The organism is Enterobacter huaxiensis (genome assembly GCF_003594935.2).
Lineage (GTDB): Bacteria > Pseudomonadota > Gammaproteobacteria > Enterobacterales > Enterobacteriaceae > Enterobacter > Enterobacter huaxiensis.
In genome coordinates this window covers 2,747,458-2,773,638 of the sequence record NZ_CP043342.1, presented here as the reverse complement: position 1 = coordinate 2,773,638, position 26,181 = coordinate 2,747,458, and the positions used below count along the sequence as shown (strand labels likewise).

Below are 26,181 nucleotides of genomic sequence, written 5' to 3'. Positions count from 1 at the left end.
CTTTATTTCATTATTGCTGTAGACGGTTGCGCCAGGCGGTCAGAACGTCGCTGCGCGTGATCAGACCGAGAAAACGGTCGTTGTCGTTAATGACCGCCACCAGACCCCGGTCAAAAATGGCGTGCAGGGCGCTTTCCGGCGCGTGTTTATCGAGGAATTCCACCTGCCGCGTCATGGCGGCCGTCACCGGAAGCGCGAAGCGATCGCCGTCGCCGCCGATGTGGCGCAGCAGATCCCATTCGTCGACAATGCCGACGACCTTGCCGTCGTCCAGCACCGGCAGCTGCGAGATGTCATACAGGCGCATTCGCGCCAGCACGGTAGAGAGGGTGTCATCCGGAGCGGCGGTAACGGTCGCGCCCTCATCGTGGCGCAGGGCGATATAGTCCGAAAGATCGCCCGCCTGAGGGCGTGAGATCAGCCCCTGCTGACGCATCCAGTCGTCGTTAAACATCTTTGAGAGATACTTATTCCCGCTGTCGCAGGCGAAGGTGACAACGCGTTTCGGCGTGGTTTGCGCCTGGCAGTATTTCAGCGCCGCCGCCAGCAGGGTGCCGCTGGACGAACCCGCCAGAATGCCTTCCGTTTTCAGCAGCTCACGCGCGGTGGTGAAGGCTTCGCGGTCGGTGATGCGCCAGGCGCGATTCACCCCCTCGATATGGGCCAGCGGTGGGATAAAGTCTTCGCCAATCCCCTCGACCAGCCAGGAGCCGGCATCCTGGTAGCGTCCGGTTTCAACCTGATCGGCCAGCACGGAGCCAGCCGGATCGGCAAGCACGAACTCGGTATGCGGAGAGTGCTCGGCAAACCACGCCTGCAGGCCGCCCAGCGTGCCGCCTGAACCGACGCCGACCACAATGGCGTCAATATTGCCGCCGAGTTGCTCGTAGAGCTCCGGCGCCGTCGTCGTCCGGTGCGCCAGCGGGTTGGCGACGTTATTGAACTGGTCGATGTAGAACGCGCCGGGCAGTTCGTTTGCCAGACGCTGGGCGTAATCCTGGTAATAGGCCGGGTGGCCTTTGTTCACGTCCGAGCGCGTCAGCACCACCTGGGCACCAAGCGCACGCAGGTGGAAAATCTTCTCGCGGCTCATTTTGTCCGGCACCACGAGGACCAGAGAGTAGCCTTTCTGGGCGGCGATCAGCGCCAGGCCTAAGCCCGTGTTGCCCGCGGTCGCCTCGATAATCGTTCCACCGGGCTGCAGCAGACCGCTACGCTCGGCTTCGTTAATCATCGACAGCGCAACGCGGTCTTTAATCGAGCCGCCGGGATTTTGGTTCTCCAGCTTCAGAAATAGCGAGCAGGGACCGGTTTCCAGCTTGTGCAGCTGAATAAGCGGCGTCTGGCCAATCAGTTCGGTGACAGAGTGGTAAATCGTCATGGTCATGTCCTGTGAGGAGGTAATGACCGGATGATAGGACCATGAAATTTTCTCAATAAAGAACCTTTCACTGGGTTTTAGAACGGAAAGGAATATTAACGTTGTTTTCGGCAGTCAGGACAGCAAGACGTAAAGTGGTCTGGATGTGAGGATGGCTATACAGGCATAAAATGCTGCAAAAATAGCCATTTTTACAGGTGCGCTCGGTAGAGTTATGCATCTGGCAGATAATCATTGATGAAAATAGTCTATTTGCCTTGCGCCTAGTCAAACCGCTGCTTATTTCGCGTGGTTATAAGAAATGCCTTTTTGGTCATTTAAAAGTTGATAACTGCTGTTTACTATCGTTTGGACATCCATACTGCTAAACCGCTATGTGCGGCACGGATCACGCATAAGAATGATAGTACTCAGCAATATTTCGAAGATTTTTGACAACGGAAAAGTGGCGCTCACCGCCGTTGATAACGTCAGTTTGACGGTAGAGCAAGGGCAGATTTACGGCATTATTGGCTACAGCGGCGCGGGGAAAAGTACCCTTATCCGCCTGCTTAATGGACTTGAAAAACCAACCGCTGGCAGCGTCACCATCAACGGCCAGGATATTTCCGCCGCAAAGGGCGAAGCGCTGCGCCAGGCGCGGCTGAAGATCAGCATGGTCTTCCAGCACTTCAACCTGCTGTGGTCGCGCACCGTGAACGAAAACATCGCCTTTTCGATGCAGATTGCGGGCGTGCCAAAAGCAAAAATTCAGGCCCGCGTCGCCGAGCTGGTGGAGCTGGTAGGCCTGAAAGGGCGCGAAAATGCGTATCCGTCGCAGCTGAGCGGCGGGCAAAAACAGCGTGTGGGGATTGCGCGCGCGCTGGCGAATAACCCGGACGTGCTGCTTTGTGACGAAGCGACGTCCGCGCTTGACCCGCAGACCACCGATCAGATCCTCGATCTGCTGCTGGACATTAACCGTCGTTTCAAACTGACCATTGTGCTTATCACCCACGAGATGCACGTGGTGCGCAAAATCTGCGACCGCGTGGCGGTGATGGAAAACGGCAAAGTGGTGGAAGAGGGTGACGTGCTGAGCGTTTTTACCCATCCGCAGCAGCCGATCACCCGGCAGTTTGTTCGTCAGGTCAGCCAGTATGCTGAAGACGAAACCTTTAATACCGAGCTGGCAACCGAGCTGGAAGGTACGGTAATCAAGCTGACCTTTACCGGTCACAGCACGCATAAGCCGATTGTCGGGGAGTTAACGCTGCGCTACGGCCTGCCGTTTAACATCCTGCACGGAAAAATGACCCAAACCGCCCACGGCGTTTTCGGGCAGCTCTGGGTGCACGTCGTGGCATCTGATGAACAACTGAACAATATCCTCGCCGACCTGCAGCACAGCGATATTGAAGGCGAGGTGATTAAACATGGCTGAAAATCTCTTTCCGCACCTGAAGTGGGATCAGCTCTGGGCGGCCACGCTTGAGACGCTGTACATGACCGCACTCTCGGGCGTCGCGACGTTCGTTCTCGGGATTGTGCTCGGCCTGGCGCTGTTTCTGACCGCGCGCGGCGGCCTGTTCCACAACCGAACGGTCTACAGCGTGATTTCGATCGTGGTGAACGTGTTCCGCTCTATCCCGTTCATCATCCTGATCGTCCTGCTGATCCCGTTCACGAAAACCATCGTGGGGACCATCCTCGGGGCAAACGCGGCGCTGCCGGCCCTGATCGTCGGCGCGGCACCGTTCTACGCCCGCCTGGTTGAGATTGCCCTGCGTGAAGTCGACAAAGGGGTTATTGAAGCAACGCGCTCGATGGGCGCACGACTGAGCACGTTAGTGTTTCGGGTTTTACTGCCGGAATCATCACCTGCACTGGTTTCAGGTATTACGGTGACGCTGATTGCGCTGGTGAGCTACAGCGCAATGGCGGGGGTGATTGGTGCCGGCGGTTTGGGAAATCTGGCTTATCTGGAAGGATTCCAGCGCAACCATGGTGACGTCACGCTGGTGGCAACGGTGACCATTCTGATCATCGTTTTCATTATCCAGTTCTGCGGCGATGTCATTACTTCACTGTTAGATAAACGCTAATAAATACACACAGGAACCACATCATGAAAAAGACACTGACACTGATCGCCGCCGCAACCCTGAGCGCCCTGAGCTTCGCTTCCTGGGCTGACACCCTGACCGTGGGCGCGTCCAACACGCCGCACGCCGAAATTCTGGAGCAGGCGAAGCCGATTCTGGCGAAGCAGGGTATCGACCTGGAGATCAAACCGTTCCAGGACTACATTCTGCCAAACACCGCGCTGGCCGGGCGCGACATTGACGCCAACTACTTCCAGCACATTCCTTACCTGAACAGCGTGCTGAAAGATCATGCGGGCGATAAGGACTACGATTTCGTCAGCGCAGGCGCGATCCACATCGAGCCGATTGGTATCTACTCAAAAAAATACAAATCGCTGAAGGATCTGCCGGAGGGCGGCAAAATCATCATGCGTGATGCCGTTTCCGAAGAGGGCCGTATTCTCTCCATCTTCGAAAAAGAGGGCGTCATCAAGCTGAAGCCGGGCATCGACAAAGTGACCGCGCGCATCAGCGATATCGTTGAGAACCCGAAAAAGCTGCAGTTTACGCCTAACGTTGAAGCCTCCCTGCTGCCGCAGATGTATAACAACGACGAGGGTGCCGCTGTGGTGATTAACGCCAACTACGCGATTGATGCAGGTCTGGACCCGGTTCACGATCCGATTGCGGTAGAAAGCGGCGAAAATAACCCGTACGCCAACATCATTACCGTGCACCGCGGTGACGAGAAGAAGAAAGATATCGTTGCGCTGGTGGACGTGCTGCACTCCAAAGAGATCCAGGACTGGATCCGCACCAAATATAAAGGCGCGGTGATCCCCGTAAACAACTAATTAGTTGATTTTACAGACGAAGCCCGGTGAGTCTCTCACCGGGCTTCTTTTTTGTATCCGGCCGATGAATCATTTAAGCTGAGTGCTTTAGGGCAATGGAGTGAAGGCAATGGGCAATGTGACCAAAGACGAAGCGCTGTACCAGGAGATGTGCCGGGTGGTCGGCAAGGTTGTTCTTGAGATGCGTGATTTAGGGCAGGAGCCAAAGCATATTGTCATTGCCGGCGTGCTGCGTACCGCGCTGGCGAACCAGCGCGTTACGCGCAGCGAGTTAACGACTCAGGCGATGGAGAAGGTGGTCAAGGCGCTGGCTGGTTGAACCGCCAGCGTTTCGCCAGCTGCTCCAGCGAGCAGCAGAGCAGGTAGTAGACCACGCCCGTAAAGATAAAAATGGCCGCCGGGTAGATTTGCACCCGGTTGTTCACCTGTCCCGCTACCGTCGTCAGTTCCGGCACGTTCACAATAAAGGCCAGCGACGTATCCTTCATCAGGCTGATAAAAATCCCCACCAGAGAGGGCAGAATATTCCGCATCACCTGCACCAGCAGCACGCGCCACAGGGTTTGCCAGGTGCTGAAGCCCTGCGTCAACGCGGCTTCGTACTGCCCGCGGGGTAATGCGCTCAGTCCTGCCAGCACCGAATGCATTACCGAGGCAGCCGTAAACCAGGCCAGCGCCAGCGTGACGGTGAGGGCGCCCGGAAGGTCACCTCCGGTAATGAGCGGCAGCAGATACCACATCCAGAAGATCACAAAGATTAACGGGATACCGCGAATCACCTCCGCCCAGAGGAATAGCACCTTGCGCACCAGCCCCGTATAGCGCCACGCCAGGCACGCCAGGGCGATGCCGCCGGGCAGGGCCAGCGCCGCCGCACCCGCCGCCATCAGCAGTGAAAGCAACACGCCGCCGGGCTCACCGGACGCCATGCGCCCCCACAGCAGATAATCCAGGTTTTCAGTAATAACGTTCAGTCCGGCTATCATATTTTACTCCCTGCGCCTGGGCCGAGGCGGACCAGCACCGTACCCATGACCACGCCGGTAAGCAGGTACAGGGCCGTTCCCACGGTAAACGCCTCCAGCGCATGGGCGTTGTAGCTTTCGACCTGCCGCACCTGATAGGTGAGTTCAGCAAAGCCAATGCCGCTGGCGAGCGAGGAGAGTTTCATCAGGTTGAGGTATTGCCCCACGACGGGCTGCCAGGCATTCGCCAGCCCCTGCGGCAGAAGGATGTGGCGAAACAGCCGCCACGCTGAAAACCCCTGCGCCAGCGCCGCTTCCCGCTGTCCGGCAGGAACGGAACGTAGCCCCGACGCCACCTCCTCGATCAGAAAGGCCGACGTGAACACCCCTAATCCCCAGGCGGAGCATAAAAACTCGGGCGTGAACCACCAGACGTCGCCAGGCAGAATCGACCAGGTATGGTCCGCATTCACCACATCGCGGACGGCGCGAGGAAGCCAGTTCCAGGCCGCGAAATACCAGAACAGCAGCTGCACCAGCAGCGGGGTATTGCGAAACAATGAGACCCAGCCGTTGACGACGGCATTCCCGAACCGCCAGCCGGAGAGGCGAAGGAGCAGAAAGAGCAACGCCAGCAGTGTGGCGAGCACCACGCCCGCGAGGGTAACCCACAGCGTGGTGAGGAAACCGGAGACGATCCATTGCAGAGGCTGCCCGGTCAGCACCCCCTGCCAGTCGAGCGCGGGCATTACAGCTGCTCCTGATGAAGCGGGTCGAGGACCTTTTGCAGGAAGCGCCTGGCGCGCGGGTGAGCGGGCTGCGTGAAAAACTGCGCCGGTCGGGCGGTCTCAAGGATCTGCCCACCGTCAATAAATACAATCCTGTCGGCGATTTCGCGGGCAAACTGCATCTCATGCGTCACCACAATCATGGTGATCCCGCTGTGGGCAAGGGCTTTCATCACAAACAGCACTTCGCCAATCATCTCGGGATCCAGCGCAGAGGTGGGTTCGTCGAAGAGAATGATCTGCGGCGACGAGGCCAGCGCGCGGGCAATCGCTACGCGCTGCTGCTGACCGCCGGAAAGCTGAGCGGGAAACTGATGCGCTTTTTCCAGCATGCCCACTTTTTCAAGCAGCGCCAGCGCGCGTTCCTGCGCGGGGAGCGGCTTCCAGCCGTGAACATGCTCCAGGGCCAGGGTAATGTTCTGGCTGGCGGTGAGATGGGCGTAGAGATTAAATTGCTGGAACACAAACCCCACGCGGCTGCGCAGCTGGCGCAGCGCGGCGCCGGAAAGATGCCCCGTGGGTTTGCTGTCGATGAGAATTTCGCCGCCGTTGAGGGCTTCAAGCTGGTTGATCAGGCGGATTAAGGTGGATTTACCGGAACCCGAGGGGCCAAGAATGGCAACGACTTCGCCAGGCGCAATGCTGAGATTGATGCCTTTTAAGACCTGATGATCCCCGTAGCGTTTGACGACATCCCGAAACTCGACGCTGGCGTGTTCCAGATGTGAAAAATCCGCGGCACCGGCCGCGGAGTGTGAAAACAGACCTGAGAGCATATTACTGAGCTTCTATTTTAAAGGCGCGAGGTTGGGGAGTGGCGGTCTGAGGTCCAAACCAGACGTCGTAGATTTTGGCGGCCTGGCCGTTTTTTTCAAGATTAACCAGCTCATCGTTCACCGCCTTCAGCAGCGCCGTTTCACCTTTTGTCACGCCGACGCCAATTTCTTCTTTGCTCAGCAGGTCGGGCAGGATTTTGAAGTTTGCTTTATCCGGCGCCTGCGCCAGCAGGCCTGCCAGGATCGTGCTGTCCTGAGTGATCGCCTGGACGTTGCCGTTACGCAGCGCCGTCAGCGCCAGCGGAATATCGTCATAGGAAAGCACGCGAGACTGCGGGAAACGCTGGTGCAGCGCCTGCTCGCCCGTCGTCCCTTTCACCGCACCAATACGCGCCCGGCTGTATTCATCCAGCTTATCGGGTGATTTGGCGGGAACCAGGAACTGTTGCCCGGTCACGAAGTAGGGCGTGGAGAAATCAATCACCTGCGCACGTTCCGGCGTGATGGTGATATCCGCCACAATCAAATCCGCTTTACCGGACTGGAGCAGGGGAATGCGGTTGGCCGGATTAGTGGCAACCAGCTCCAGCTTCACGCCCAGCGCTTTTGCCAGCGCGTTGGCAAAATCGACGTCATATCCCACGATGTCATGGGTCTTTGCGTCAATGGAGCCAAACGGTGGGTTGGCGTCAAAGGTGGCGACTTTTACCACGCCAGCGGCCTTAATATCCGCCAGCCGATCGGCCTGAGCCTGTGTTGAAAGCATCCCGCCAGCTGCCAGTAAACCCAGCGCCAGCGTTAGCTTATGATACGATTTTTTATCTGCTGCCATAGTAATACGTCTTCCCGTCGTTTTTGTTTTGTCCTGTTACGCTCCCATAAGCAAAGGCTATCGCCAAATACGAAATCGTTCTTTGCTATATGCAAAAAAGCATTAGTGAACAAGGTGTTACTAACAGGTAAATGAAAGACAGCGCTATTTGCGGATCCTGCACATCGACAGTCGATATTGGTATTTCCTCAACAGCAAATTTCGGTGTTTAACTGAGAGCAGGTTAAGCGAAGAGGGGTAGAGACAATGAAAAAGTGGATAAGCACGTTACGGCGGTTTTTTGCGACCCGGCAGGTCAATGCGGAGAACAGCGCGCAACGTGTTCTTGAGTCAATACTGCCTGTCGCCAGCCTCTACGGCGTGGACGTGGCCAACATCGACCCGGAGTGGTTCCATGATAAAACGTCACGCTGAGCTGCGCCTTACGCGCAAGCTGTACTGGAATGAGCTGTGCGTTTTTTTGTTCTGATAGCGGTTAACTGTTAATGTCGACGGGATGTGAACACTAATCAGCTAACGGAATGAAACACACGCTTATTACGCGCGCGCTTGTCGTCTGGGCTGTCGTCTGCCTCATCAGCAGCGTGCTGCTCTATACCGAGCAAATTCGCCGGCAGTTCTGGGAACGGGATCGGGCGTTCTCGGCGCTGTTTTCAGAGATCGGCGCCGTTCTCACGCAAAATGAGTCCGTTCTCCCTCTCCTGAGTGGCGATGAAGACATTGCCGCCTTGCGGACAAAATTCCCCCATCTTCTCGCGCTGGAAAAGACCGCTGGACGTGCGCGTGACGCCGCTCGGGTCGAACCCGCCCGCGAAAATCAGTACTGGCTTTACAACCCCTGGCGGCAGATCCGCGTGCTGGTCGATCTTGCACCATTACTCACGGCGCACCCCCGCTTTACCCGTCTTGAGGTCCGCTATGCTCGCGAGGGTAATGCCCAGAGCAGCTCAGATGCCTTCTGGCGCTGGCAGCGTACTTTTCCGCAACATACTCAACCCTTCACGCTGATTGCAGATGCAGAACCCGCGTGGTTCGGCGTTTACTGGCCAATCTATCCCGCGCTGTTCCTGGGATGGGGTGCCGTCATTGCGGTAACGAGTATGGCGCTCTGGCAGCGCAAGGCGCGCAAAGAGGCTGAACAGCGGGCGCTTTATTACCAGCATGCCAGGCTGAATACGCTGGGCGAGATCACCGCCGGGATCGTACACGAAATTAACCAGCCGCTAACCGCCGTGCAGACCTGGATCCAGGGTGCCCAGCGCCAGCAGACGCGGGACAACCCGCAGGCCGTGTCGCAGGCGCTGGCGGCCGCGCTGGTACAAACGCAGCGTATTAGCGCCCTCTTAACGCGCTTTCGCGAACATGTCGTGCAGGAGAAAGTCACCCTCCGTGAAACTGACCTGACGCAGTGCTGGCAGCAGGTTGTGAATTTACTGGAGCATGAGCGCAGGGCTGAACGTGTCGCGGTGACGCATGCCTTCGCGCATGGGGCGACGAGCGTGATAGCCGATCGGCTCTGGCTTGAGCAGGTGCTGCATAATCTGCTCAGAAATGCGATTCAGGCCCAGCAGGCGAACGGCCAGGGCTGGGTGCGCATTGAAAGCCAGAAAAGCACCGATGGCATTAAGATTACCGTCACTGACGGCGGCCCCGGCTTTAGCCCGGAGGCATTGCAGAATGCCTTTATGCCCTTTTACAGCGGTCGAAAAGAGGGCATAGGCCTTGGTATGACGTTAACGGAGTCACTGATGACCCGCATGAATGGAACCCTCTCGCTGGGCAATTCACCTGAAGGTGGCGCGACGATCGTGCTGCAGCTGGAGTCAGGACATGGATAAGACAATCTGGCTGATCGATGATGATGAATCCATCAGAGAGTCGATGGCATTTTTACTGTCGGGTATGGGCTGGGCGGTAAAAACGTTCGAAAGCGTTGATGCCTTTACGGCGGAAAATAGCGCAAACAGCGCGCTTGTGGGCTGTTTGCTGCTGGACATGCGTATGCCGGGTAAAGGCGGGCTGGCGTGGCTGGAGGAGGGGGAATGGCCGTGGCCATTGTTACCCGTCATGATTATGACCGGACACGGCACCGTCGACGCCTGTCGCCGCGCATTTCGTAACGGCGTGTTTGAGTTTTTCACCAAGCCGCTGGACGCCGATAAGCTCATTGAAACGGTAGGTTTGGCGTTCGAGGAGAGCCAGCGACGGTTTACCGCCTGGCAGGAGACGGCGCGAATAAGCGCGCGTTTCGCACAGCTTACCGCGCGGGAGCATGAAGTGCTGTCCGTGCTGATGGAAGGCTGCAGCAACAAGGAAGCGGCGGCACGTCTTTCTCTCTCGCCGCGTACGGTAGAAGCGCACCGTGCCGCAGCGTTTGCCAAATTAGGGGTCAGTAGTCTGGTTCAGGCGATCCGCGAATACGATAAATTGCAATCCGTATAACTACCAGGTGGCGTGCGTAATCAACCGAATTACGCTTCGTCGCCTGAGTCAGTAACCTCGAGGTGTCTCCCAACATTCGAGGATGTGCGATGAAAAAAGTAATGATGATGGCGGCGCTTGTCGCGGGTAGCGTCACGATGACGGCACAGGCAGAAAGCCTGAGCCAGAAAAATCTCTCCCTGACGCAGGCCAATGCGCTGGCGAACGCCGCCGTTCAGGCGTGCGTGGCGAAAAGTTATCAGGTAACGGTAACGGTTGTTGACCGCGCTGGCGTGGTGAAGGCAGTCCAGCGCACCGACAACGCTGGTCCGCACACGGTAAAGGCCAGCGAAATGAAGGCCTGGACGGCGCTCAGCACAAAGAATGCCTCCGGCAAGGTGATGGAAGCCGCGCAGAGCAACGCGGGCGCGCAGAATATGCGTGACGTCCCTGGCTTCCTGCTGCTTGCGGGTGGCCTGCCGGTGAAAGAGGGTGATGAGGTGATCGGGGCGATTGGCATCGGCGGGGCGCCGGGCGGTCATCTTGATGAAGCCTGCGCGCAGGCGGCGATTGACGGCTTGAAAAAGTAAGGCACAAAAAAAAGCACCGGGACGTCCGGTGCTTTCTCATCAGATCTTGCAGGCGTCGCCGCAGTCGTCATCGGCGATAATCGCCTGCGCTTTTTTATCCGCGTCGTCCAGACGTTCCGCGTTGCGTTCTTCTGCTTCATCCAGCCCGTTAAAGACCAGGTTATCGAGATCGATTTCCATGTTTCACCTGCGTTATTCGGTTTTTGATACAGGCACAGTATAAGTCAAAAAAAGCCGGTAATGTACCTCGCAGCACATAAGGATAATCCCTGCCATACTCAGAGCTTTATGGCTGAGAAATGCGCATGATTACACTCTGTAAAACCTGTGGAACCTCTTACGTTCCTCAACCCGAGCGATGTCCAGTCTGCGAGGATGAGCGTCAGTACGTTCCCGCCACGGGGCAGGCGTGGGTCGATTTCGACGCGTTGACCGCCGCGCACACCAACAAATGGCAGCAGCTGGAGCCGCAGCTCATCGGCCTCAAAACCGTTCCGTCCTTTGCCATCAATCAGCGGGCCATTCTTCTGCGAACCGCGCAGGGCAATATCTTGTGGGACTGCATCGCTAATCTTGATGCGGCAACCAAAACGCTGATCGCGGCGCTCGGCGGCATTAGCGCCATTGCGATTTCGCACCCGCATTACTACACCACCATGCAGGACTGGGCGGAGACGTTCGACGCGCCAGTTTACCTGCATGCCAGCGACCGGGAGTGGGTAATGCGCGACAGCCCGGCAATTCGCTTCTGGGAGGGCGACGCGCTGGAGATTATGCCCTCGGTCACGCTGCTCCGCGCTGGAGGACACTTTGCGGGCGGCACGGTGCTGCACTGGCAGGAAGGCGAGGGGGTATTGCTGGCAGGGGATATCCTGCAGGTCACTCCCGGAAGGGATGCCGTCTCGTTTATGTGGAGCTATCCTAATATGCTTCCGCTGCCTGCCGCCACGGTTGAAAAGATCGTCGGACTCCTGCGGAGCAGAAGCTATCAACGGCTCTACGGTGCATTCGAAGGGCAGAACATCCTCGCGAAGGCTGACGAGATCGTGCAGCGGTCGGGCCAGAAATATATTGCTTGTCTGAAGTAAAGTACGGTGGGTAAACTTCAGGAGCGTGATCGCGATCATGCCTAAACTAAAACAGATAAAAGAGAAATTGCTATGCAACATATCATTGAAGGTTTTCTCAGCTTTCAAAAAGAGATTTTCCCGCAACGTAAAGAGCTCTTCCGCAGTTTAGCGTCCAGCCAGAATCCCAAAGCGTTGTTCATCTCCTGCTCCGACAGCCGTCTGGTGCCAGAGCTGGTGACTCAGCAAGAGCCGGGACAGCTCTTTGTCATTCGTAATGCTGGCAACATCGTGCCACCGTTCGGGCCTGAGCCCGGCGGCGTCTCGGCGACAATTGAGTACGCCGTGGTCGCGCTGGGTGTAACCGACATTGTCATCTGCGGCCACTCCAACTGCGGCGCTATGAAGGCGATTGCCGACAACGCCAACCTCGAGCCAATGCCGGCGGTTTCCCACTGGCTGCGCTACTCCGATGCGGCAAAAGCCGTGGTCGAGAACAAAACGTGGGACCAGCCACTCGACAAAGTCAACGCGATGGTGCAGGAGAACGTGTTTGCGCAGCTGAGCAACATCAAAACGCATCCGTCGGTTGCGGTGGGTCTGCGCAACAACGCCATCCGCCTGCACGGCTGGGTGTATGACATTGAAAGCGGCGATATCCGCGCGCTGGATAAAGAGACCAAAACCTTCGTTTCACTGTCTGAAAATCCGGACGTTTACTTCGAATAATCAGACAGCCCGGGCAGGGAAGCCCTGTTAATTCTCCACGTAAGGCAGTTTTCTGCGCGATCGGGAGGCGGGTATCTCCGCCGCTTTGGCCATCGCTTCCCCCCTCACGGCACACTCCTCCAGCCCCTGCACAAAAGGTTGATCGTGCATCAGCCAGGGTATCGCCCCAAACGCAATGCGTCCGCGAAGGGCGTCCGGTGCCTTCAGCGTGTAATCCTCTCCCAGCTCCGGTAGCTCATCGCCTGTAGCCATCAGCTGGTTGCGCAGCGTGGGGAAGGGCAGATCTTTTGTCGTAAGCGGTTTTTGCCCGCGCGCGTCGATAAAAACGTCGAAGCGGTAGGTCTTGTCTTTGGTGGTGATGACGGTTCGATCGCTGCCAATATCCAGACCATAGTCATCGCCGAGCGCCGCCACGCTAATGATGCCCGCCTCGCGCAGCGCCAGTAACCTGCGGATAGACTGCGGCGGAATGGCGGCATAGTTATCGATGAAGACGCGCTCCAGCCCCGCTTTGAATCGCTCTCTGTCGCGTTCATTGAGGGCAGGGACAATTTCGGCAACCACCTCATGGAGCCGCAGCACGGTATAGCGCCAGGCCACCGTGCGGCGTTCACGTTTGTTCCGCTCGACCTCCTTCAGGTTCTCTTCAGCCCACGTAAACGGACCGCGCTGCTTACGCTCCTCAAACCACGCGTCGCGGATGCTGTCCGCATCCAGGGTGTGCAGCGATACAGACTTGCACCACGCCGGGTCGGCGAGCGTTAGCTCGTTAACCATGAGCGCAAAGACCCTGTCGAGCAGGCCGTCGGCGCCTTTGGCTATTTCGCTTTCCACCACAGATTCTGTCAGGACCGAAAGCGGTTCGTAAGGTATCGGGCAGTAAAAATCGGCTTCCGGCAGAATGCCCGTTCGGGACATCAGCATTATGCGTAATGCCTCGCTGCCTTTATCCAGGATGAACCTGCCGTCAACAAAGTCCCCATGCTGCATAACTACCGCCATGGCGGCGTCAAGCCCGCTTAATGATGTCCCCATGATCCCAACCTGGCAGGCAGGAATACGCGCGTCCATCAGCCCGGACCAGGGGCTCGGGAAGTAGGTGCGCGTTGCCTCTTCTGCATCCGGCCAGACGTGACCGGTGGCGACAACGGCAAGATCAAATCTTTCAGGGTGCTTATGACCGTTAACCGAAAGCGTTACGCCGTTTTCGGCGGCGTCGATATCGGTGACTTCCGCGGATTCGTGGACGTTGACGTCAAACCCCCGTTTTCTGGCTTCGTTGACAACCCTCAGAAAGCTGTCGCGGAAATATTCGCCCAGCAGCAGCCTCGGCAAAAACTGCCGTTCATGCAGGCTGGCCTTATCCACCTTAAAGCGCGCCAGATGGGCGTCGCTCTGGCCTTTCAGCCAGTCGAGGTAGGTCATAAAAATAGGGGGGATTTCAATGCTGGCAATGTTGGCCAGCATCAGACGAGAGTTATCGTCATCGCTGTAGGGCATGCCCACGCCGGCGTCTTCTGCCTGTTCAAATACAGAGACGGCGAGAGGGGTTTTGTTTTTAAGAAGAGAATAAAAGGTGTAAATCCCTGTAGGGCCGGAGCCGATAATCGCGATCTTCTTCATCGACAGTCTTCCTGCGTTATTTTTCCCATGAGAAAAGCGTAGCAGGTGAAGCGATAAGAAATCAGGATATTGAGATTATTCAGGATACTGAGAGAGGATTTGCACCATTTCAGGACTGAAATGGTGCGTCCGAGTGGACTCGAACCACCGACCCCCACCATGTCAAGGTGGTGCTCTAACCAACTGAGCTACGGACGCAGAATGGTGCGTTCAATTGGACTCGAACCAACGACCCCCACCATGTCAAGGTGGTGCTCTAACCAACTGAGCTATGAACGCAACGTGTTGTCGGTGACAACGGGGACGAATATTAGCGGCACAGCCTCAATGAGGCAAGAGGGAAAATGCATTTTTCTCTCTGATTTCACGCGATTGCTTCATTACCGCGCAAAGTGAAGAGAAAGTAGCCGCCAGCCGGCGGCTACTGCCGGGTTAACGTGAGGCGCGCTGCAAAATGACCGTTGACGGCTGACGCTGCAGGAAGCGCATTCGCAGCATCATCATGATGGCCGCAGAGGTCAGACCGATGATAAAGCCCATCCAGAAGCCGGCAGGTCCCATACGGTCAACCACGAGGTCGGTGAGCGCCAGCACGTAGCCGGTCGGCAGGCCCAGCACCCAGTAGGCAATAAACGTAATAAAGAAGATCGAGCGCGTATCTTTATAACCGCGCAGCACGCCGCTGCCGATCACCTGAATGGAGTCTGAGATCTGGTATACCGCAGCGAGCAGCATCAGGTGTGATGCCAGGATCACCACCTCAGGGTTATCGTTATACAGCAGGGCGATTTGTTCACGCAGCGCAACGGTAAATAGCGCCGTACAGGCGGCCATGCAAACGCCGACGCCCAGCCCGGTACGCGCCGCGGTTTGAGCATCCAGCGTCGATCCTTGCCCCAGGCGGAAGCCGACGCGAATGGTGACCGCCGCCGCCAGCGACATCGGCAGCACGAACATCAGCGAGCTGAAGTTCAGCGCAATCTGGTGGCCCGCGACGTCAATAATGCCCAGCGGGGAGACCAGCAGAGCGACAACCGCAAACAGCGTCACTTCGAAGAACAGCGCCAGCGCAATCGGCAATCCTAGCTGCACCAGACGTTTCATGATGCTCCAGTCCGGGGTGCTGAACCTGTTTTCATTACGAATATCGCGCATGGAGCGGGCACGCTTCACGAAGGTGATCATGCTAAAGAACATCACCCAGTACACCGCCGCCGTTGCGACGCCGCAGCCCACGCCGCCCAGCTCCGGCATGCCAAAGTGGCCGTAAATGAAGATGTAGTTCACCGGAATATTCACCAGCAGGCCGATAAAGCCCATCACCATTCCCGGTTTGGTTTTTGCCAGACCTTCACACTGGTTACGGGCAACCTGGAAAAAGAGATAGCCCGGTGCGCCCCAGAGCAGCGCGCGCAGGTAGCCTACGGCTTTATCGGCTAAAGCCGGGTCGATGTTATGCATGGCGCGGATGATATGCCCGGCGTTCCAGAGCACGACCATAATCAGCACGGATACAAAGCCAGCCAGCCAGAAGCCCTGGCGAACCTGATGAGCAATACGCTCGCGTCGTCCCGAACCGTTTAGCTGAGCAATTACCGGCGTGAGTGCCAGCAGCAGGCCATGACCAAAAAGAATGGCCGGCAGCCAGATCGAGGTGCCTATTGCAACGGCAGCCATATCGGTGGCGCTGTAGCCACCCGCCATTACCGTATCCACAAATCCCATTGCGGTCTGGGCCACTTGCGCGATGATCACCGGTATTGCCAGTGCCAATAACTGACGCGCTTCAATTATGTACTTCTGCACGTGAACACCTTTTGTATTGTTGTTATATGAGAGACTAAAAAAGCCGCCGAAACGGGCAGCAAGAAGAAAATGCAGGGGGATAGCCAGCTATTGTAGCGGGGTTTATCTAATTATCTAGTGAAAAAATCGCCAGAAAATGCGCGCCGCTGGCAACCTGTTTTTCCAACTGTTATTGTGGTGAGATTAAACGGTGTCACCACCGTCCGGAAAAAACAGGAGTTGTAAGCATGTTTACTGGCATTGTGCAGGGCACCGCCAAAGTGGTGTCTATTGATGAAAAACCCAATTTCCGTACTCACGTGGTTGAGCTGCCGGAATATATGCTCGACGGCATTGAAACTGGCGCTTCAATTGCGCATAACGGCTGCTGCCTGACGGTAACCGAGATTAACGGTAACCAGATTAGCTTTGATTTAATGAAAGAGACCCTGCGTATCACCAACCTCGGCGAGCTGGCCGTGGGCGATACCGTCAACGTTGAGCGCGCGGCGAAGTTTAGCGACGAAATTGGCGGCCATCTGATGTCGGGCCATATCATGACCACTGCCGAGGTGGCGAAAATCGTGACCTCCGAAAATAACCGTCAAATCTGGTTTAAAGTTCAGGATCCGGCATTAATGAAATACATCCTTTATAAAGGATTCATTGGCATTGATGGAATAAGCCTGACGGTTGGCGAGGTCACACCAACGCGTTTCTGCGTGCATTTAATTCCCGAGACGCTGCAGCGCACGACGCTGGGTGCGAAAAAGCTGGGGAATCGCGTAAATATTGAAATCGACCCGCAAACTCAGGCGGTTGTGGATACGGTAGAACGCGTGCTGGCGGCAAAAGAGGCCGCAATAATTAACGCTGCCGAAGAACAATAAAAAATAACCCCGGCTATCCGGGGTTATTTTTTAGCGGGGGACCCGCAGGCCGTGTTCAATACCGCGGCTAAAGACCACCTGCCACAGCTGAATATCACGCGCGCGGAAAGCACCCGCGCAGGCATTCAGGTAATAGCTGAACATCCGTTTGAACCGTTCGGAATAGTTGTCCGCAATCTCGGGCCATGCCTCCAGAAAACGTGCATGCCAGGCCATCAGCGTGGTGTCGTAGTCCGCGCCGAAGTTGTGCCAGTCCTCAACAATAAAGTGCGGTTCGCTGGCGTTGGCAATCTGGCGTACGGATGGCAAACAGCCGTTCGGGAAGATGTATTTATTGATCCACGGATCGACGTTATTGTCGGTCAGCTTAGAGCCGATGGTGTGCAATAAGAAAATGCCGTCAGGTTTTAAATTGCGATCCGCGACGGTGAAGTAGGTTGCATAATTTTTCGGCCCGACGTGCTCGAACATCCCAACGGAAACAATGCGGTCGAACTGCTCGTTCAGATCGCGATAATCCTGAAGGCGAATATCAACGTCCAGATCCTGGCAGCGTTCCTGCGCCATTTTTCGCTGTTCAGCCGAAATCGTCACGCCCACCACGCTTACGCCGTAATGCTTCGCCATAAAATAGGCCAGCCCGCCCCAGCCGCATCCGATATCCAGCACGCGCATGCCGGGCTGTAGCTGCAGTTTTTCGCAAATCAGACGCAGCTTGGCCTGCTGCGCTTCTTCAAGCGTAGAAGCCTCTTTCCAGTAAGCGCAGGAATATTGCATCAGCGGGTCAAGCATGCGGCTGAACAGATCGTTTCCCAGGTCGTAGTGCTCTTTACCCACGATCCATGCCCGTTTTTTGCTTTGCAGGTTGAATAAGCGGGCAGAGGCGATACGCAGGGTATCTTTGAAATGACGCGGGAGCTGCTTTTCCAGACCGGCGCGCAGGACGCTAGTGAAGAACATATCCAGCCGTTCGCACTCCCACCAGCCGTCCATATAGCTTTCGCCCAGGCCTAACGATCCCTCCTGCAACACACGTTTAAAAAAGTCAGGATGTTTAATCTGGGGATCTGAAGGCGAAGATCCATTGATAGTGATGCCTGCACGACCTAACAGCTCATTGACGATCCGGGACCAGTTATCGTCCGGAACGCTAACTTCTTCTATACACGATGAACTCATAGCTTCCCCATCACCTTGCTGTGATCAGAACCTTCAAACAGCGTAGACGCTATTTAGGGTTTGTGAGAAATCTCACGGTAAATGTCCGCGAGGCTAATATCCGACGTAGAACAGAGGAAGGGAGATAACCCTTGCCGAAAAGCCTTCCATGGTAAAACGGGAGCACTCCGGCTCCCGTTAACACTTAATATTTATCGTATTTAATCGAACCAAATTCAGTATAGGCCTCAAAATTTGGTGATTCAATAGAAAATTCTTAGCAACCTAATCACTGGAATGTAACATAATTTCCGGCGCGACTATGCGTGTGACGCTTCTGCCCGCGCGCGGTCATTCTCCTCGCGCTGCGCGGAAGACTGCATGCAATAGCCGATGGCCGCCAGCGCAACGGTAACCAGCATCACGCTGGTGGTGGTCAGCAGCGGGGTGGCAATCAGCGCAGAGACCACGAGGCTTGCCAGGAAGCACAGGCCAAGCTGCAGGGTATTCTGCAGCGCCGCAGCGCGGCCGGTCGCCTGCGGGAACGGACGTAGCGCCTGAGCGACCACGATAGGGTAAATCGCACCGTTAGCAATCGCCATCACGCAGAATGGAATCAAAATTTCTACCAGACCGGCCCCTGGAATAAACCCAACCGCCCAGGTCCCGATCACGCTGAGCGCGTACAGCACCAGCAGCCATGGCAGCATCTGCTGGCCTTCCCATTTTTGCAGCGCCGCACGGCAGCCGTAGCCGCCCACCAGAAACGCGATGGTCTGCGGGACGTAGCTCAGGCCGATAGCCGCAGGGCTGTAGCCCATATCGTGCAGGATGAACGGTGAACCGGTCAGCCAGGCGAAGAAGCTCGCAGAGCACGCGGCGTAGATCAGCACGTTACCGCGATAGGCTTTGGCCTGCAGTAAGGACGTAAAGGTGATCGGCTTCGCGTCAGGATGCGCCGCTTTTTTATGCGCAGGCTTAAGAAAGAACGCAGGCAGCATCAGCACAAGGGTGATAGCGAACAGCGTCGCGAAGATCGCCTGCCAGTCGAAATGCGCGAGGATCCAGCTGCCCAGCAGCGGAGCAAGGGCGGGTGAAAGGCCGACCAGCGGCATAATGGTGGCGAAAATACGGTTTGTGCGGGAGGCCGGATAGTAATCGGTCACCAGCGCCTGCCAGGTCACGGCGGCGGCACAGACGCCGACAGCCTGAATGAAGCGCAACACCAGCAGCCAGGTGGCATCCCGAACCCACAGCATGCCCAGACAGCCGACGGCAAAAATAGCCAGACCGAGGAGGAGCACCGGTTTACGACCAAAGCGGTCAGAGAGCGGTCCCCAGAGCAGCTGCGCGATGGCGAAGCCCGCGAGGAACAGGCTCAGGCTGGCGCTGATGGCGGCGGCAGGGGTTTGCAAATCTTCCTGCATTGCGGCGAACGCGGGCAGATACATATCGGTCGCTAAAAAGCCCAGCACGCTTAGGCCGCCGAGCCAGACTAAAAATCCTTTCCTGGGTTGCATTATTTTATTCTCCTGAGGAGGCAGGTGTACGTTGGCCGAGAGTGTAGGGAGTGCAAAGCGGCTTGTGAAACGCTAATATTTGGTAAGTGCATTCAAATTTTTTGCAGGCAGAAAATGTGGTCAGATTATTCTCTTGAAGTTGTGGACGCCGTTGCGCGTAACGGCAGTTTTACCGGCGCCGCGCAGGAGCTGCACCGCGTCCCGTCGGCCATCAGCTACACCGTGCGTCAGCTGGAGGAGTGGCTGGCGGTTCCGCTCTTTGAACGGCGTCATCGCGACGTCGAGTTAACGCCTGCCGGGGCCTGGTTTTTGAAAGAAGGGCGGTCTGTTATCAAAAAAATGCAGATCACCCGCGAGCAGTGTCAGCAGATCGCTAACGGCTGGCGAGGGCATCTCTCCATCGCTGTAGATAACATTGTTAAGCCTGAGCGCACCCGGCAAATGATTGTTGATTTCTATCGCCATTTCTCAGACGTTGAGCTGCGCGTCTCCCAGGAGGTGTTCAACGGCGTCTGGGACGCGCTGGCAGACGGCAGGGCGGAGATGGCCATCGGCGCGACGCAGGCGATCCCCGTGGGCGGACGTTACGCGTTTCGCGATATGGGCATGCTGAGCTGGAAATGCGTTGTCGCAAGCGATCACCCGCTGGCGGCCATGGAAGGGCCGCTCAGCGACGACACGTTGCGCAACTGGCCGTCGCTGGTGCTGGAAGATACGTCGCGTTCGCTGCCCAAGCGCATTACCTGGCTGCTGGACAACCAGCGCCGCGTCGTGGCGCCTGACTGGGAATCCTCGGCTACGTGCCTTTCTGCGGGGCTATGCGTCGCGATGGTGCCGGTTCACTTTGCGCGACCGCGCATTGACGCCGGAGAGTGGGTTGCCCTGACGCTGGAAAATCCGTTCCCGGATGCGGCCTGCTGTCTGACCTGGCAGCAAAATGACGTTTCGCCGGCCATGGCCTGGCTTCTGGACTACCTGGGTGACAGTGAAACGTTGAACAGGGAGTGGTTACGGGAGCCAGATAAACTGGCCCCGTAAAGCCATTAACGACGGTAGTCGCGGAAAGGACCGTCCGCGACGGAACGGCGCTCGATGAGGCGCGGGTGGACTTCAATGGACTGAGACTCTTCGCGCTTGCTGACGATCCTGTCCATCAGCATATTAAACGCCGTTTCACCCAGGGAGTCCTTCGGCTGGTGAATGGTGGTCAGCGCCGGGGTGAAGTAGCGCGCGTTGCGCACGTTGTCATACCCGATAACGGAGATGTCCTGCGGCACGCGCAGACCCAGTTCGTCCGCCGCACAGAGTGCGCCCATCGCCATGATGTCGCCGCCGCAGAATACCGCGGTAGGGCGGTGCTGTTGGGAGACGATCTGCTGCATAGCGCGGTAGCCGGATTCCGGTTCAAAGTCACCCTGAACAATCCAGTTTTCCGGCACGTTGATCAGCGCTTCTTCCATCGCCTTCATAAAGCCGGCCAGACGGCCAGCGCCGGTGTTGCGCTCCAGCGGGCCGGGAATGACGCCTATCTCGCGGTGACCGCGCTCTATCAGATACCGGCCCGCCATATAGCCGCCTTCAAAGGCGTTATCAATGACGGAATCGGTAAAGTCGGCCCGCGCTTCGCCCCAGTCCATCACCACCATCGGGATGTGACGGTACTCTTCCAGCATAGAGAGAACCGACTCCGGGTATTCAGAGCACATGACCAGCAGGCCGTCGACGCGCTTTTGCGCCATCATCGACAGGTAGGCGCGCTGCTTTTCCTGGCTGTTCCAGGCGTTGCCCAGAATCAGGGTGTAACCCTTCTGGAAGCAGTTTTTCTCGACGGCTTCGATGATCTCGGCAAAATAGGCCGCTTCGCTGCTGGTGGCCAGCAGGCCAATCGACTTGGTGTGATTAACTTTCAGGCTTCGCGCAACCGCACTCGGTGAGTAGTGCAGCTCTTTGATCGCGGCCCAGACCGCATTGCGCGTCTCTTCTGCAACAAAGCGGGTTTTGTTAATAACGTGTGATACGGTTGTAGTGGAAACGTTTGCGCGTTTTGCTACGTCTTTTATTGTTGCCATGAAATGTCACTCCAGACCATATCCTAAACTCCTGAAAAACTTGAAGGTAAACGTTTGCCTTCTCTCACCCTTATCACGCAATCTTGAGTTGCGACACGCCGGGAAAACGACACAGGACGTCAGGAGGGGGTCAATGGCCGGTACGCTAATAAATTTAGCGTGGAATTTTGTCCTATCTTGATGAAAAGGGGAAGAGCAAAAGTGGATATCAGTTTAAATCCAGGAAGATTTTTGACGTAAACTGTGTAAAAATGAGCAAGCTCACTTTTCGTAGGGTGATTAAAAGGAGAATAATTGATGAATACCGATCTTAAGTTTTCGCTGACCACCACCATCATCGTGCTGGCTCTGATTGTTGCCGCGGGTCTGACGGCTGTTCTGCACTGATTCAAACGGGGGGAGAGTATTTTCCCTCCGATTTTCCCCGATTGTTACTCCTCCGGCAAAAATCTTTTGCCAAAATGTTAACTTCTCATTTTTTGTGATTGATGTCATGCTTTTGGCTTCTTTGTTCTGTGTCGAGAAATGACACGGCATCCGGAGTTAACCCATGAAAATCAATTTTCCTCTGCTGGCCCTGGCGATTGGCGCTTTTGGGATTGGCACTACTGAATTCTCCCCAATGGGGCTTTTACCCGTCATCGCCAAAGGCGTGGACGTCTCTATTCCGGCTGCCGGTATGCTGATTAGCGCCTACGCGGTTGGCGTGATGGTTGGCGCGCCGTTGATGACGCTGCTGCTCTCGCACCGCGCGCGCCGCAACGCCCTGATTTTCCTGATGGCTATTTTTACGCTAGGCAACGTGCTTTCAGCCCTCGCTCCGGATTACACCACGCTGATGCTCTCCCGTATTCTGACCAGCCTTAACCACGGCGCTTTCTTCGGTCTGGGCTCGGTGGTTGCGGCAAGCGTGGTGCCGAAGCACAAGCAGGCCAGCGCGGTTGCCACCATGTTTATGGGGCTGACCATCGCCAACATTGGCGGTGTGCCTGCTGCAACCTGGCTGGGTGAAGCGATCGGCTGGCGTATGTCCTTCCTCGCGACCGCGGCGCTGGGCATTGTCGCGATGGTGGCACTGTTCTTCTCCCTGCCAAAAGGCAGCGCAGGCGAACGCCCTGACGTGCGTAAAGAGCTGTCGGTGCTGGTGCGCCCGCAGGTGCTCTCCGCACTGCTGACCACCGTTCTCGGCGCAGGGGCGATGTTTACGCTCTACACCTATATTTCCCCGGTGCTGCACGATATTACTCACGCGACGCCGATCTTTATTACCGCGATGCTGGTGCTCATTGGCGTGGGCTTCTCCATCGGCAACTATCTGGGCGGCAAGCTGGCCGACCGTTCGGTGAGCGGAACGCTGAAAGGCTTTTTAACCCTGCTGATCGTCATCATGATTGCCATTCCGTGGCTGGCGCGTAACGAATTCGGTGCGGCCATCGCGATGGTTGTTTGGGGGGCGGCTACCTTTGCCGTCGTACCACCGCTGCAGATGCGTGTGATGCGCGTGGCCCACGAGGCGCCAGGGCTTTCGTCTTCCGTAAACATCGGAGCATTCAACCTTGGCAATGCGCTGGGCGCAGCAGCGGGCGGAGCGGTAATTTCGGCTGGTCTGGGATACAGCTTTGTGCCGGTGATGGGGGCAATCATTGCCGCGCTCGGTTTGCTGCTGGTGCTGATGTCAGGTCGTAAGCAGCCAGAAACGGTATGCACAGCGGAATAAATAAAAACGCAGAAGGGCGAACCCTTCTGCGTGTCTCTTATGCGGCGAAGTTCTTCGCCACAAACTCCCAGTTAGCCAGCGCCCAGAAGTGCTCCAGATAGTTAGGTCGCGCGTTGCGGTAGTCGATGTAGTAGGCGTGTTCCCACACGTCCACGGTCATCAGCGGCGTTGCGCGAGTGGTCAGCGGCGTACCCGCGTTAGACGTTGATACGATAGCCAGTTTGCCATCTTCCTCTTTGACCAGCCATGTCCAGCCGGAACCGAAGTTTTTGATTGCTGCGTCAGTAAATCTCGCTTTGAAATCAGCGAAGCTGCCAAACGCCGCGTTGATGGCGGCAGCTAGCTCACCGATCGGTTCTCCGCCTGCATTCGGTGCCAGGCAGTGCCAGTAGAAGGTGTGGTTCCAGACCTGAGCGGCGTTATTGAAGATGCCACCGTCTGAGCTGCGCACGATCTCTTCCAGCGTTTTGCCTTCAAAATCGGTGCCTTTGATCAAATTATTCAGGTTGGTGACGTAGGTCTGGTGATGTTTGCCGTAATGGTACTCCAGGGTTTCTGCAGAAATATGGGGTGCCAGGGCGTCTTTTGCATACGGTAGTGCAGGTAATTCGAACGACATTGCTTCTCTCCTTATTATAGTTACGCTGCCAATAACCCTACAGACAGCAAGGACAGAATAGCAAATTGAAAGGGTATGCAAAAGAGGAACTTACCCTGCCGCGGGTGCGGCAGGGCAGGGATTAACGAATGGTTTTCGGCGTCATGACCCGACGCGCGCCGACATAGTGGCGCACCCAGTAATCTTCGCTGAGAGATGTTATCTGGATATCCTGGCCGCTGCGCGGCGACTGGATAAACTTCCCGTTGCCCACGTAGACGCCGACATGGTCAGCCGTACCGCGGCCCTGCGTGCGGAAGAAGACCAGGTCGCCGTTCTCGAGTTCGCCGCGATTAACCGGCGCCGCATCGCGCAGGTGATACATTTCGTTAGCGGTACGCGGAATGCGGAATTTGACTAAGTCTTTATAGGCGTAATAGACCAGCCCGCTGCAGTCGAAACCGGTACGCGGGGAGGTGCCTCCCCAGTGATACGGTTTGCCGATTTGCCCCATTAACTTATTCATCGCCGTTTTTTGCGCTTTCTGTACGCGAACCTTATGCACTTCCGCTATTTTCGTGACTTTCGTGCATTTCGCTTTATGGCCTTTGCGCGCAGTGCATTTTTCGGTAACGAGATTAGCGGCGGTTTGGGAGGCTTTGGTTTTGGTAGAATGCGCGGTGCGGGAAGATTTTGTTTTTGTTTTGCTGGAGGCGGTCTGTTTGGTCTTTGAGGTGGTTTTCTTTTTTTCCGTCTTGCTGGTGGTTTTTTTCTTACGTTCTGTGGTTTTCGCCAGATGCGTTTTTTGTACGGCAGAATGCCGCGCCTGTTCAGAGGCGTTCGCCGCCGGCGTGAATGAGAGTGTTGTAAACAGTAAAGCACAGAGCGTGATCGAGATTTTAGTTATCCGCGCCACTGGGCAGTCCCCTGATAAGTGCAGGTCTTCAATAATACCCGCGTATGATTTACAAAGCCCGTCGATTCTAATCTATAAAAACCCTGGAAGTTAATAGCATTTTTCAATCTAAAAACGTGTTTCGTTAGCAAGTGCAAAAAAATTCATCATTCTGTAGCACAATTGTTCACTCCCTAAGCAAAACCTTATAGGGAATAGGGTTAAGCTATATTTACAATGCAACTTATGGTGCCAAACGTTAGAATATATAGACGTGACAAAAATGTTATTTTCCGATATCTGTCTGAACCGCTACAATGTCAGACGAATGCCGTAACAGAAGTTAAAGGAAGCAAGACATGAGCACCACAATTGAAAAAATCCAGCACCAGATTGCTGAAAACCCGATTCTCCTGTACATGAAAGGTTCTCCGAAGCTGCCGAGCTGCGGTTTCTCCGCGCAAGCGGTTCAGGCGCTGTCTGCCTGTGGTGAGCGTTTTGCTTACGTTGATATCCTGCAAAACCCGGACATCCGCGCTGAGCTGCCAAAATACGCGAACTGGCCGACCTTCCCACAGCTGTGGGTCGACGGTGAACTGGTTGGCGGTTGCGACATCCTGATCGAAATGTATCAGCGTGGCGAACTGCAGCAGCTGATCAAAGAGACGGCTGCCAAATACAAAACTGAAGAGCCAGACGCAGAGTAAGTTCTCTGTGGATATGAAAAAGCGACCTTATGAGGTCGCTTTTTTTTGGCCGGATTAACAGGCCTACAGTTCTGGCGCCGCGTCCTCGCCCATCGGCAGCGGCCAGCCGCCCAGGCGTTTCCAGCGATTAACAATCTCACAGAACAGCTCTGCCGTGCGCTCGGTATCGTAGAGCGCAGAATGCGCCTGCGTGCCGTCAAAGGCAATCCCCGCTGTGATACAGGCTTTGGATAAGACCGTTTGCCCCAGCGCCAGGCCACTCAGCGCCGCGGTGTCGAAGGTCACAAACGGATGGAACGGGTTACGTTTCAGCGATGCGCGCTCCGCTGCGGCCATCGTGAAGCTGTGATCGAAGGTGGCGTTGTGGGCCACCATAATGGCGCGGCTGCAGTCGCTCTCTTTCATGCCCTTACGCACCATTTTGAAAATGGCGTGAAGCGCCTCGTATTCGCTGACGGCGCCGCGCAGCGGGTTCTTCGGATCGATGCCGTTAAACGCCAGGGCTTCTGGCTGCAGGTTTGCGCCTTCAAAGGGTTCAACGTGGAAATGCAGCGTGGTGTCCGGGATAAGCCAGCCCTGTTCGTCCATCTTCAGCGTGATGGCGGCAATCTCAAGCAGCGCATCGGTTTTAGCGTTAAATCCGGCTGTTTCTACATCAATAACAACGGGATAAAAACCACGAAAACGGTCGCACAGACCGGTAAATTGAGCGTTATCGGACATCAGGGTCTCTTACAAGGGGAAAAAAGC

At 56.2% G+C, this 26,181-nt stretch carries 29 protein-coding genes and 2 tRNA genes; 15 read left to right on the top strand and 16 right to left on the bottom strand.

The features are described from left to right. Positions 1 to 10: 10 nt before the first annotated feature. Positions 11 to 1,381, bottom strand: a complete 1,371-nt coding sequence (locus D5067_RS13260; protein ID WP_119934529.1) for a pyridoxal-phosphate dependent enzyme — start codon at positions 1,379 to 1,381, stop codon at positions 11 to 13. 400 nt (positions 1,382 to 1,781) lie between these two features. Between D5067_RS13260 and D5067_RS13255 the strand changes: the two genes are divergently transcribed. The 4 genes from D5067_RS13255 (at position 1,782) to fumD (ending at position 4,620) form a co-directional block, all read left to right on the top strand. Beyond that, positions 1,782 to 2,804, top strand: a complete 1,023-nt coding sequence (locus tag D5067_RS13255) for a methionine ABC transporter ATP-binding protein (RefSeq protein WP_119934528.1) — start codon at positions 1,782 to 1,784, stop codon at positions 2,802 to 2,804. Beyond that, a complete protein-coding gene (locus D5067_RS13250) occupies positions 2,797 to 3,465 on the top strand; it encodes a methionine ABC transporter permease (RefSeq protein ID WP_028017271.1) in 669 nt (222 codons plus the stop codon). Before D5067_RS13255 ends, D5067_RS13250 begins: the two co-directional genes overlap by 8 nt. Positions 3,466 to 3,488: 23 nt before the next feature. Further along, complete coding sequence (locus tag D5067_RS13245) at positions 3,489 to 4,301, top strand: MetQ/NlpA family ABC transporter substrate-binding protein (protein ID WP_006174916.1); 813 nt, start codon at positions 3,489 to 3,491, stop codon at positions 4,299 to 4,301. 109 nt (positions 4,302 to 4,410) lie between these two features. Continuing rightward, positions 4,411 to 4,620 carry a fumarate hydratase FumD gene (fumD, locus tag D5067_RS13240; protein ID WP_119934527.1) on the top strand — a complete coding sequence of 70 codons (210 nt, stop codon included), beginning with the start codon at positions 4,411 to 4,413 and terminating at the stop codon, positions 4,618 to 4,620. On the opposite strand, the gene D5067_RS13235 is transcribed toward fumD, so the two are convergent. Genes D5067_RS13235 through D5067_RS13220 form a run of 4 tightly spaced genes read right to left on the bottom strand, consistent with a single transcriptional unit; the run spans position 4,601 to position 7,662 of the window. Further along, positions 4,601 to 5,287, bottom strand: a complete 687-nt coding sequence (locus tag D5067_RS13235; RefSeq protein WP_119934526.1) for an amino acid ABC transporter permease — start codon at positions 5,285 to 5,287, stop codon at positions 4,601 to 4,603. The genes fumD and D5067_RS13235 overlap by 20 nt on opposite strands. Continuing rightward, positions 5,284 to 6,015 carry an amino acid ABC transporter permease gene (locus D5067_RS13230; protein ID WP_119934525.1) on the bottom strand — a complete coding sequence of 244 codons (732 nt, stop codon included), beginning with the start codon at positions 6,013 to 6,015 and terminating at the stop codon, positions 5,284 to 5,286. Before D5067_RS13230 ends, D5067_RS13235 begins: the two co-directional genes overlap by 4 nt. Continuing rightward, entirely contained in the window at positions 6,015 to 6,830 is an 816-nt protein-coding gene (locus tag D5067_RS13225) for an amino acid ABC transporter ATP-binding protein (protein ID WP_119934524.1), read from the bottom strand. The genes D5067_RS13230 and D5067_RS13225 overlap by 1 nt, the downstream gene beginning before the upstream one ends. 1 nt (position 6,831) lies before the next feature. Continuing rightward, positions 6,832 to 7,662 carry an ABC transporter substrate-binding protein gene (locus tag D5067_RS13220; RefSeq protein WP_119934523.1) on the bottom strand — a complete coding sequence of 277 codons (831 nt, stop codon included), beginning with the start codon at positions 7,660 to 7,662 and terminating at the stop codon, positions 6,832 to 6,834. A gap of 246 nt (positions 7,663 to 7,908) precedes the next feature. Here D5067_RS13220 and D5067_RS13215 point away from each other — a divergent pair, with 246 nt between their 5' ends. The 4 genes from D5067_RS13215 to D5067_RS13200 all read left to right on the top strand — a co-directional run bounded on the left by D5067_RS13215 (position 7,909) and on the right by D5067_RS13200 (position 10,673). Continuing rightward, positions 7,909 to 8,076 (top strand): hypothetical protein, encoded by a 168-nt coding sequence (locus tag D5067_RS13215; RefSeq protein ID WP_162844777.1) that lies wholly within the window; start codon positions 7,909 to 7,911, stop codon positions 8,074 to 8,076. A 107-nt stretch (positions 8,077 to 8,183) separates the two neighbouring features. Beyond that, a complete protein-coding gene (locus D5067_RS13210; protein WP_119934522.1) occupies positions 8,184 to 9,500 on the top strand; it encodes a sensor histidine kinase in 1,317 nt (438 codons plus the stop codon). Continuing rightward, complete coding sequence (locus tag D5067_RS13205) at positions 9,493 to 10,104, top strand: response regulator transcription factor (RefSeq protein WP_119934521.1); 612 nt, start codon at positions 9,493 to 9,495, stop codon at positions 10,102 to 10,104. The genes D5067_RS13210 and D5067_RS13205 overlap by 8 nt, the downstream gene beginning before the upstream one ends. 89 nt (positions 10,105 to 10,193) lie before the next feature. Then, positions 10,194 to 10,673, top strand: a complete 480-nt coding sequence (locus tag D5067_RS13200; protein WP_119934520.1) for a GlcG/HbpS family heme-binding protein — start codon at positions 10,194 to 10,196, stop codon at positions 10,671 to 10,673. A 39-nt stretch (positions 10,674 to 10,712) separates the two neighbouring features. Here D5067_RS13200 and D5067_RS13195 read toward each other — a convergent pair whose 3' ends face one another. After that, positions 10,713 to 10,853, bottom strand: coding sequence for a hypothetical protein (locus D5067_RS13195; protein ID WP_008500607.1), 141 nt, complete (start codon positions 10,851 to 10,853; stop codon positions 10,713 to 10,715). A 125-nt stretch (positions 10,854 to 10,978) separates the two neighbouring features. Between D5067_RS13195 and D5067_RS13190 the strand changes: the two genes are divergently transcribed. Next, on the top strand, positions 10,979 to 11,761 hold the full coding sequence (locus D5067_RS13190) for an MBL fold metallo-hydrolase (RefSeq protein WP_119935436.1): 783 nt from the start codon (positions 10,979 to 10,981) through the stop codon (positions 11,759 to 11,761). A gap of 72 nt (positions 11,762 to 11,833) precedes the next feature. Continuing rightward, positions 11,834 to 12,469, top strand: a complete 636-nt coding sequence (locus tag D5067_RS13185; protein WP_119934519.1) for a carbonic anhydrase — start codon at positions 11,834 to 11,836, stop codon at positions 12,467 to 12,469. A 27-nt stretch (positions 12,470 to 12,496) separates the two neighbouring features. Here D5067_RS13185 and D5067_RS13180 read toward each other — a convergent pair whose 3' ends face one another. From D5067_RS13180 to mdtK, 4 genes are all read right to left on the bottom strand, one after another. Continuing rightward, positions 12,497 to 14,092: an FAD-NAD(P)-binding protein gene (locus tag D5067_RS13180; protein ID WP_119934518.1), complete on the bottom strand. Its 1,596-nt coding sequence runs from the start codon at positions 14,090 to 14,092 to the stop codon at positions 12,497 to 12,499. Between the two features lie 121 nt (positions 14,093 to 14,213). Continuing rightward, positions 14,214 to 14,290 (bottom strand) — tRNA-Val (locus D5067_RS13175). Positions 14,291 to 14,294: 4 nt separating this feature from the next. Continuing rightward, a tRNA-Val gene (locus D5067_RS13170) sits at positions 14,295 to 14,371 on the bottom strand. A 153-nt stretch (positions 14,372 to 14,524) separates the two neighbouring features. Then, positions 14,525 to 15,898 carry an MdtK family multidrug efflux MATE transporter gene (gene mdtK / locus D5067_RS13165; protein ID WP_119934517.1) on the bottom strand — a complete coding sequence of 458 codons (1,374 nt, stop codon included), beginning with the start codon at positions 15,896 to 15,898 and terminating at the stop codon, positions 14,525 to 14,527. A 227-nt stretch (positions 15,899 to 16,125) separates the two neighbouring features. On the opposite strand from mdtK, the gene D5067_RS13160 reads away from it, so the two are divergent. Beyond that, positions 16,126 to 16,767: a riboflavin synthase subunit alpha gene (locus D5067_RS13160; RefSeq protein WP_119934516.1), complete on the top strand. Its 642-nt coding sequence runs from the start codon at positions 16,126 to 16,128 to the stop codon at positions 16,765 to 16,767. A 30-nt stretch (positions 16,768 to 16,797) separates the two neighbouring features. On the opposite strand, the gene cfa is transcribed toward D5067_RS13160, so the two are convergent. Both cfa and punC read right to left on the bottom strand, forming a co-directional pair. Next, a complete protein-coding gene (cfa, locus tag D5067_RS13155) occupies positions 16,798 to 17,946 on the bottom strand; it encodes a cyclopropane fatty acyl phospholipid synthase (RefSeq protein WP_119934515.1) in 1,149 nt (382 codons plus the stop codon). Between the two features lie 299 nt (positions 17,947 to 18,245). Then, on the bottom strand, positions 18,246 to 19,445 hold the full coding sequence (gene punC / locus D5067_RS13150) for a purine nucleoside transporter PunC (protein WP_119934514.1): 1,200 nt from the start codon (positions 19,443 to 19,445) through the stop codon (positions 18,246 to 18,248). A gap of 114 nt (positions 19,446 to 19,559) precedes the next feature. On the opposite strand from punC, the gene punR reads away from it, so the two are divergent. Then, a complete protein-coding gene (gene punR, locus D5067_RS13145; protein ID WP_119934513.1) occupies positions 19,560 to 20,483 on the top strand; it encodes a DNA-binding transcriptional activator PunR in 924 nt (307 codons plus the stop codon). A gap of 5 nt (positions 20,484 to 20,488) precedes the next feature. Here punR and purR read toward each other — a convergent pair whose 3' ends face one another. After that, a complete protein-coding gene (gene purR, locus D5067_RS13140) occupies positions 20,489 to 21,514 on the bottom strand; it encodes an HTH-type transcriptional repressor PurR (protein ID WP_119934512.1) in 1,026 nt (341 codons plus the stop codon). A 297-nt stretch (positions 21,515 to 21,811) separates the two neighbouring features. Between purR and cydH the strand changes: the two genes are divergently transcribed. Then, on the top strand, positions 21,812 to 21,901 hold the full coding sequence (gene cydH, locus D5067_RS13135) for a cytochrome bd-I oxidase subunit CydH (RefSeq protein WP_119934511.1): 90 nt from the start codon (positions 21,812 to 21,814) through the stop codon (positions 21,899 to 21,901). Positions 21,902 to 22,064: 163 nt separating this feature from the next. After that, a complete protein-coding gene (locus tag D5067_RS13130) occupies positions 22,065 to 23,231 on the top strand; it encodes an MFS transporter (protein WP_119934510.1) in 1,167 nt (388 codons plus the stop codon). 37 nt (positions 23,232 to 23,268) lie between these two features. On the opposite strand, the gene sodB is transcribed toward D5067_RS13130, so the two are convergent. Both sodB and D5067_RS13120 read right to left on the bottom strand, forming a co-directional pair. Then, positions 23,269 to 23,850 carry a superoxide dismutase [Fe] gene (sodB, locus tag D5067_RS13125; protein ID WP_119934509.1) on the bottom strand — a complete coding sequence of 194 codons (582 nt, stop codon included), beginning with the start codon at positions 23,848 to 23,850 and terminating at the stop codon, positions 23,269 to 23,271. 121 nt (positions 23,851 to 23,971) lie between these two features. After that, positions 23,972 to 24,745 carry a C40 family peptidase gene (locus tag D5067_RS13120; RefSeq protein WP_119934508.1) on the bottom strand — a complete coding sequence of 258 codons (774 nt, stop codon included), beginning with the start codon at positions 24,743 to 24,745 and terminating at the stop codon, positions 23,972 to 23,974. 338 nt (positions 24,746 to 25,083) lie between these two features. On the opposite strand from D5067_RS13120, the gene grxD reads away from it, so the two are divergent. Beyond that, the gene (gene grxD, locus D5067_RS13115) at positions 25,084 to 25,431 is read left to right on the top strand and encodes a monothiol glutaredoxin 4 (protein WP_014069964.1); all 348 of its coding nucleotides are present in this window, start codon (positions 25,084 to 25,086) and stop codon (positions 25,429 to 25,431) included. A 63-nt stretch (positions 25,432 to 25,494) separates the two neighbouring features. Here the strand turns inward: grxD and rnt are convergent, their stop codons facing one another. Then, positions 25,495 to 26,154 (bottom strand): ribonuclease T, encoded by a 660-nt coding sequence (gene rnt / locus D5067_RS13110; protein ID WP_119934507.1) that lies wholly within the window; start codon positions 26,152 to 26,154, stop codon positions 25,495 to 25,497. Positions 26,155 to 26,181 lie beyond the last annotated feature (27 nt).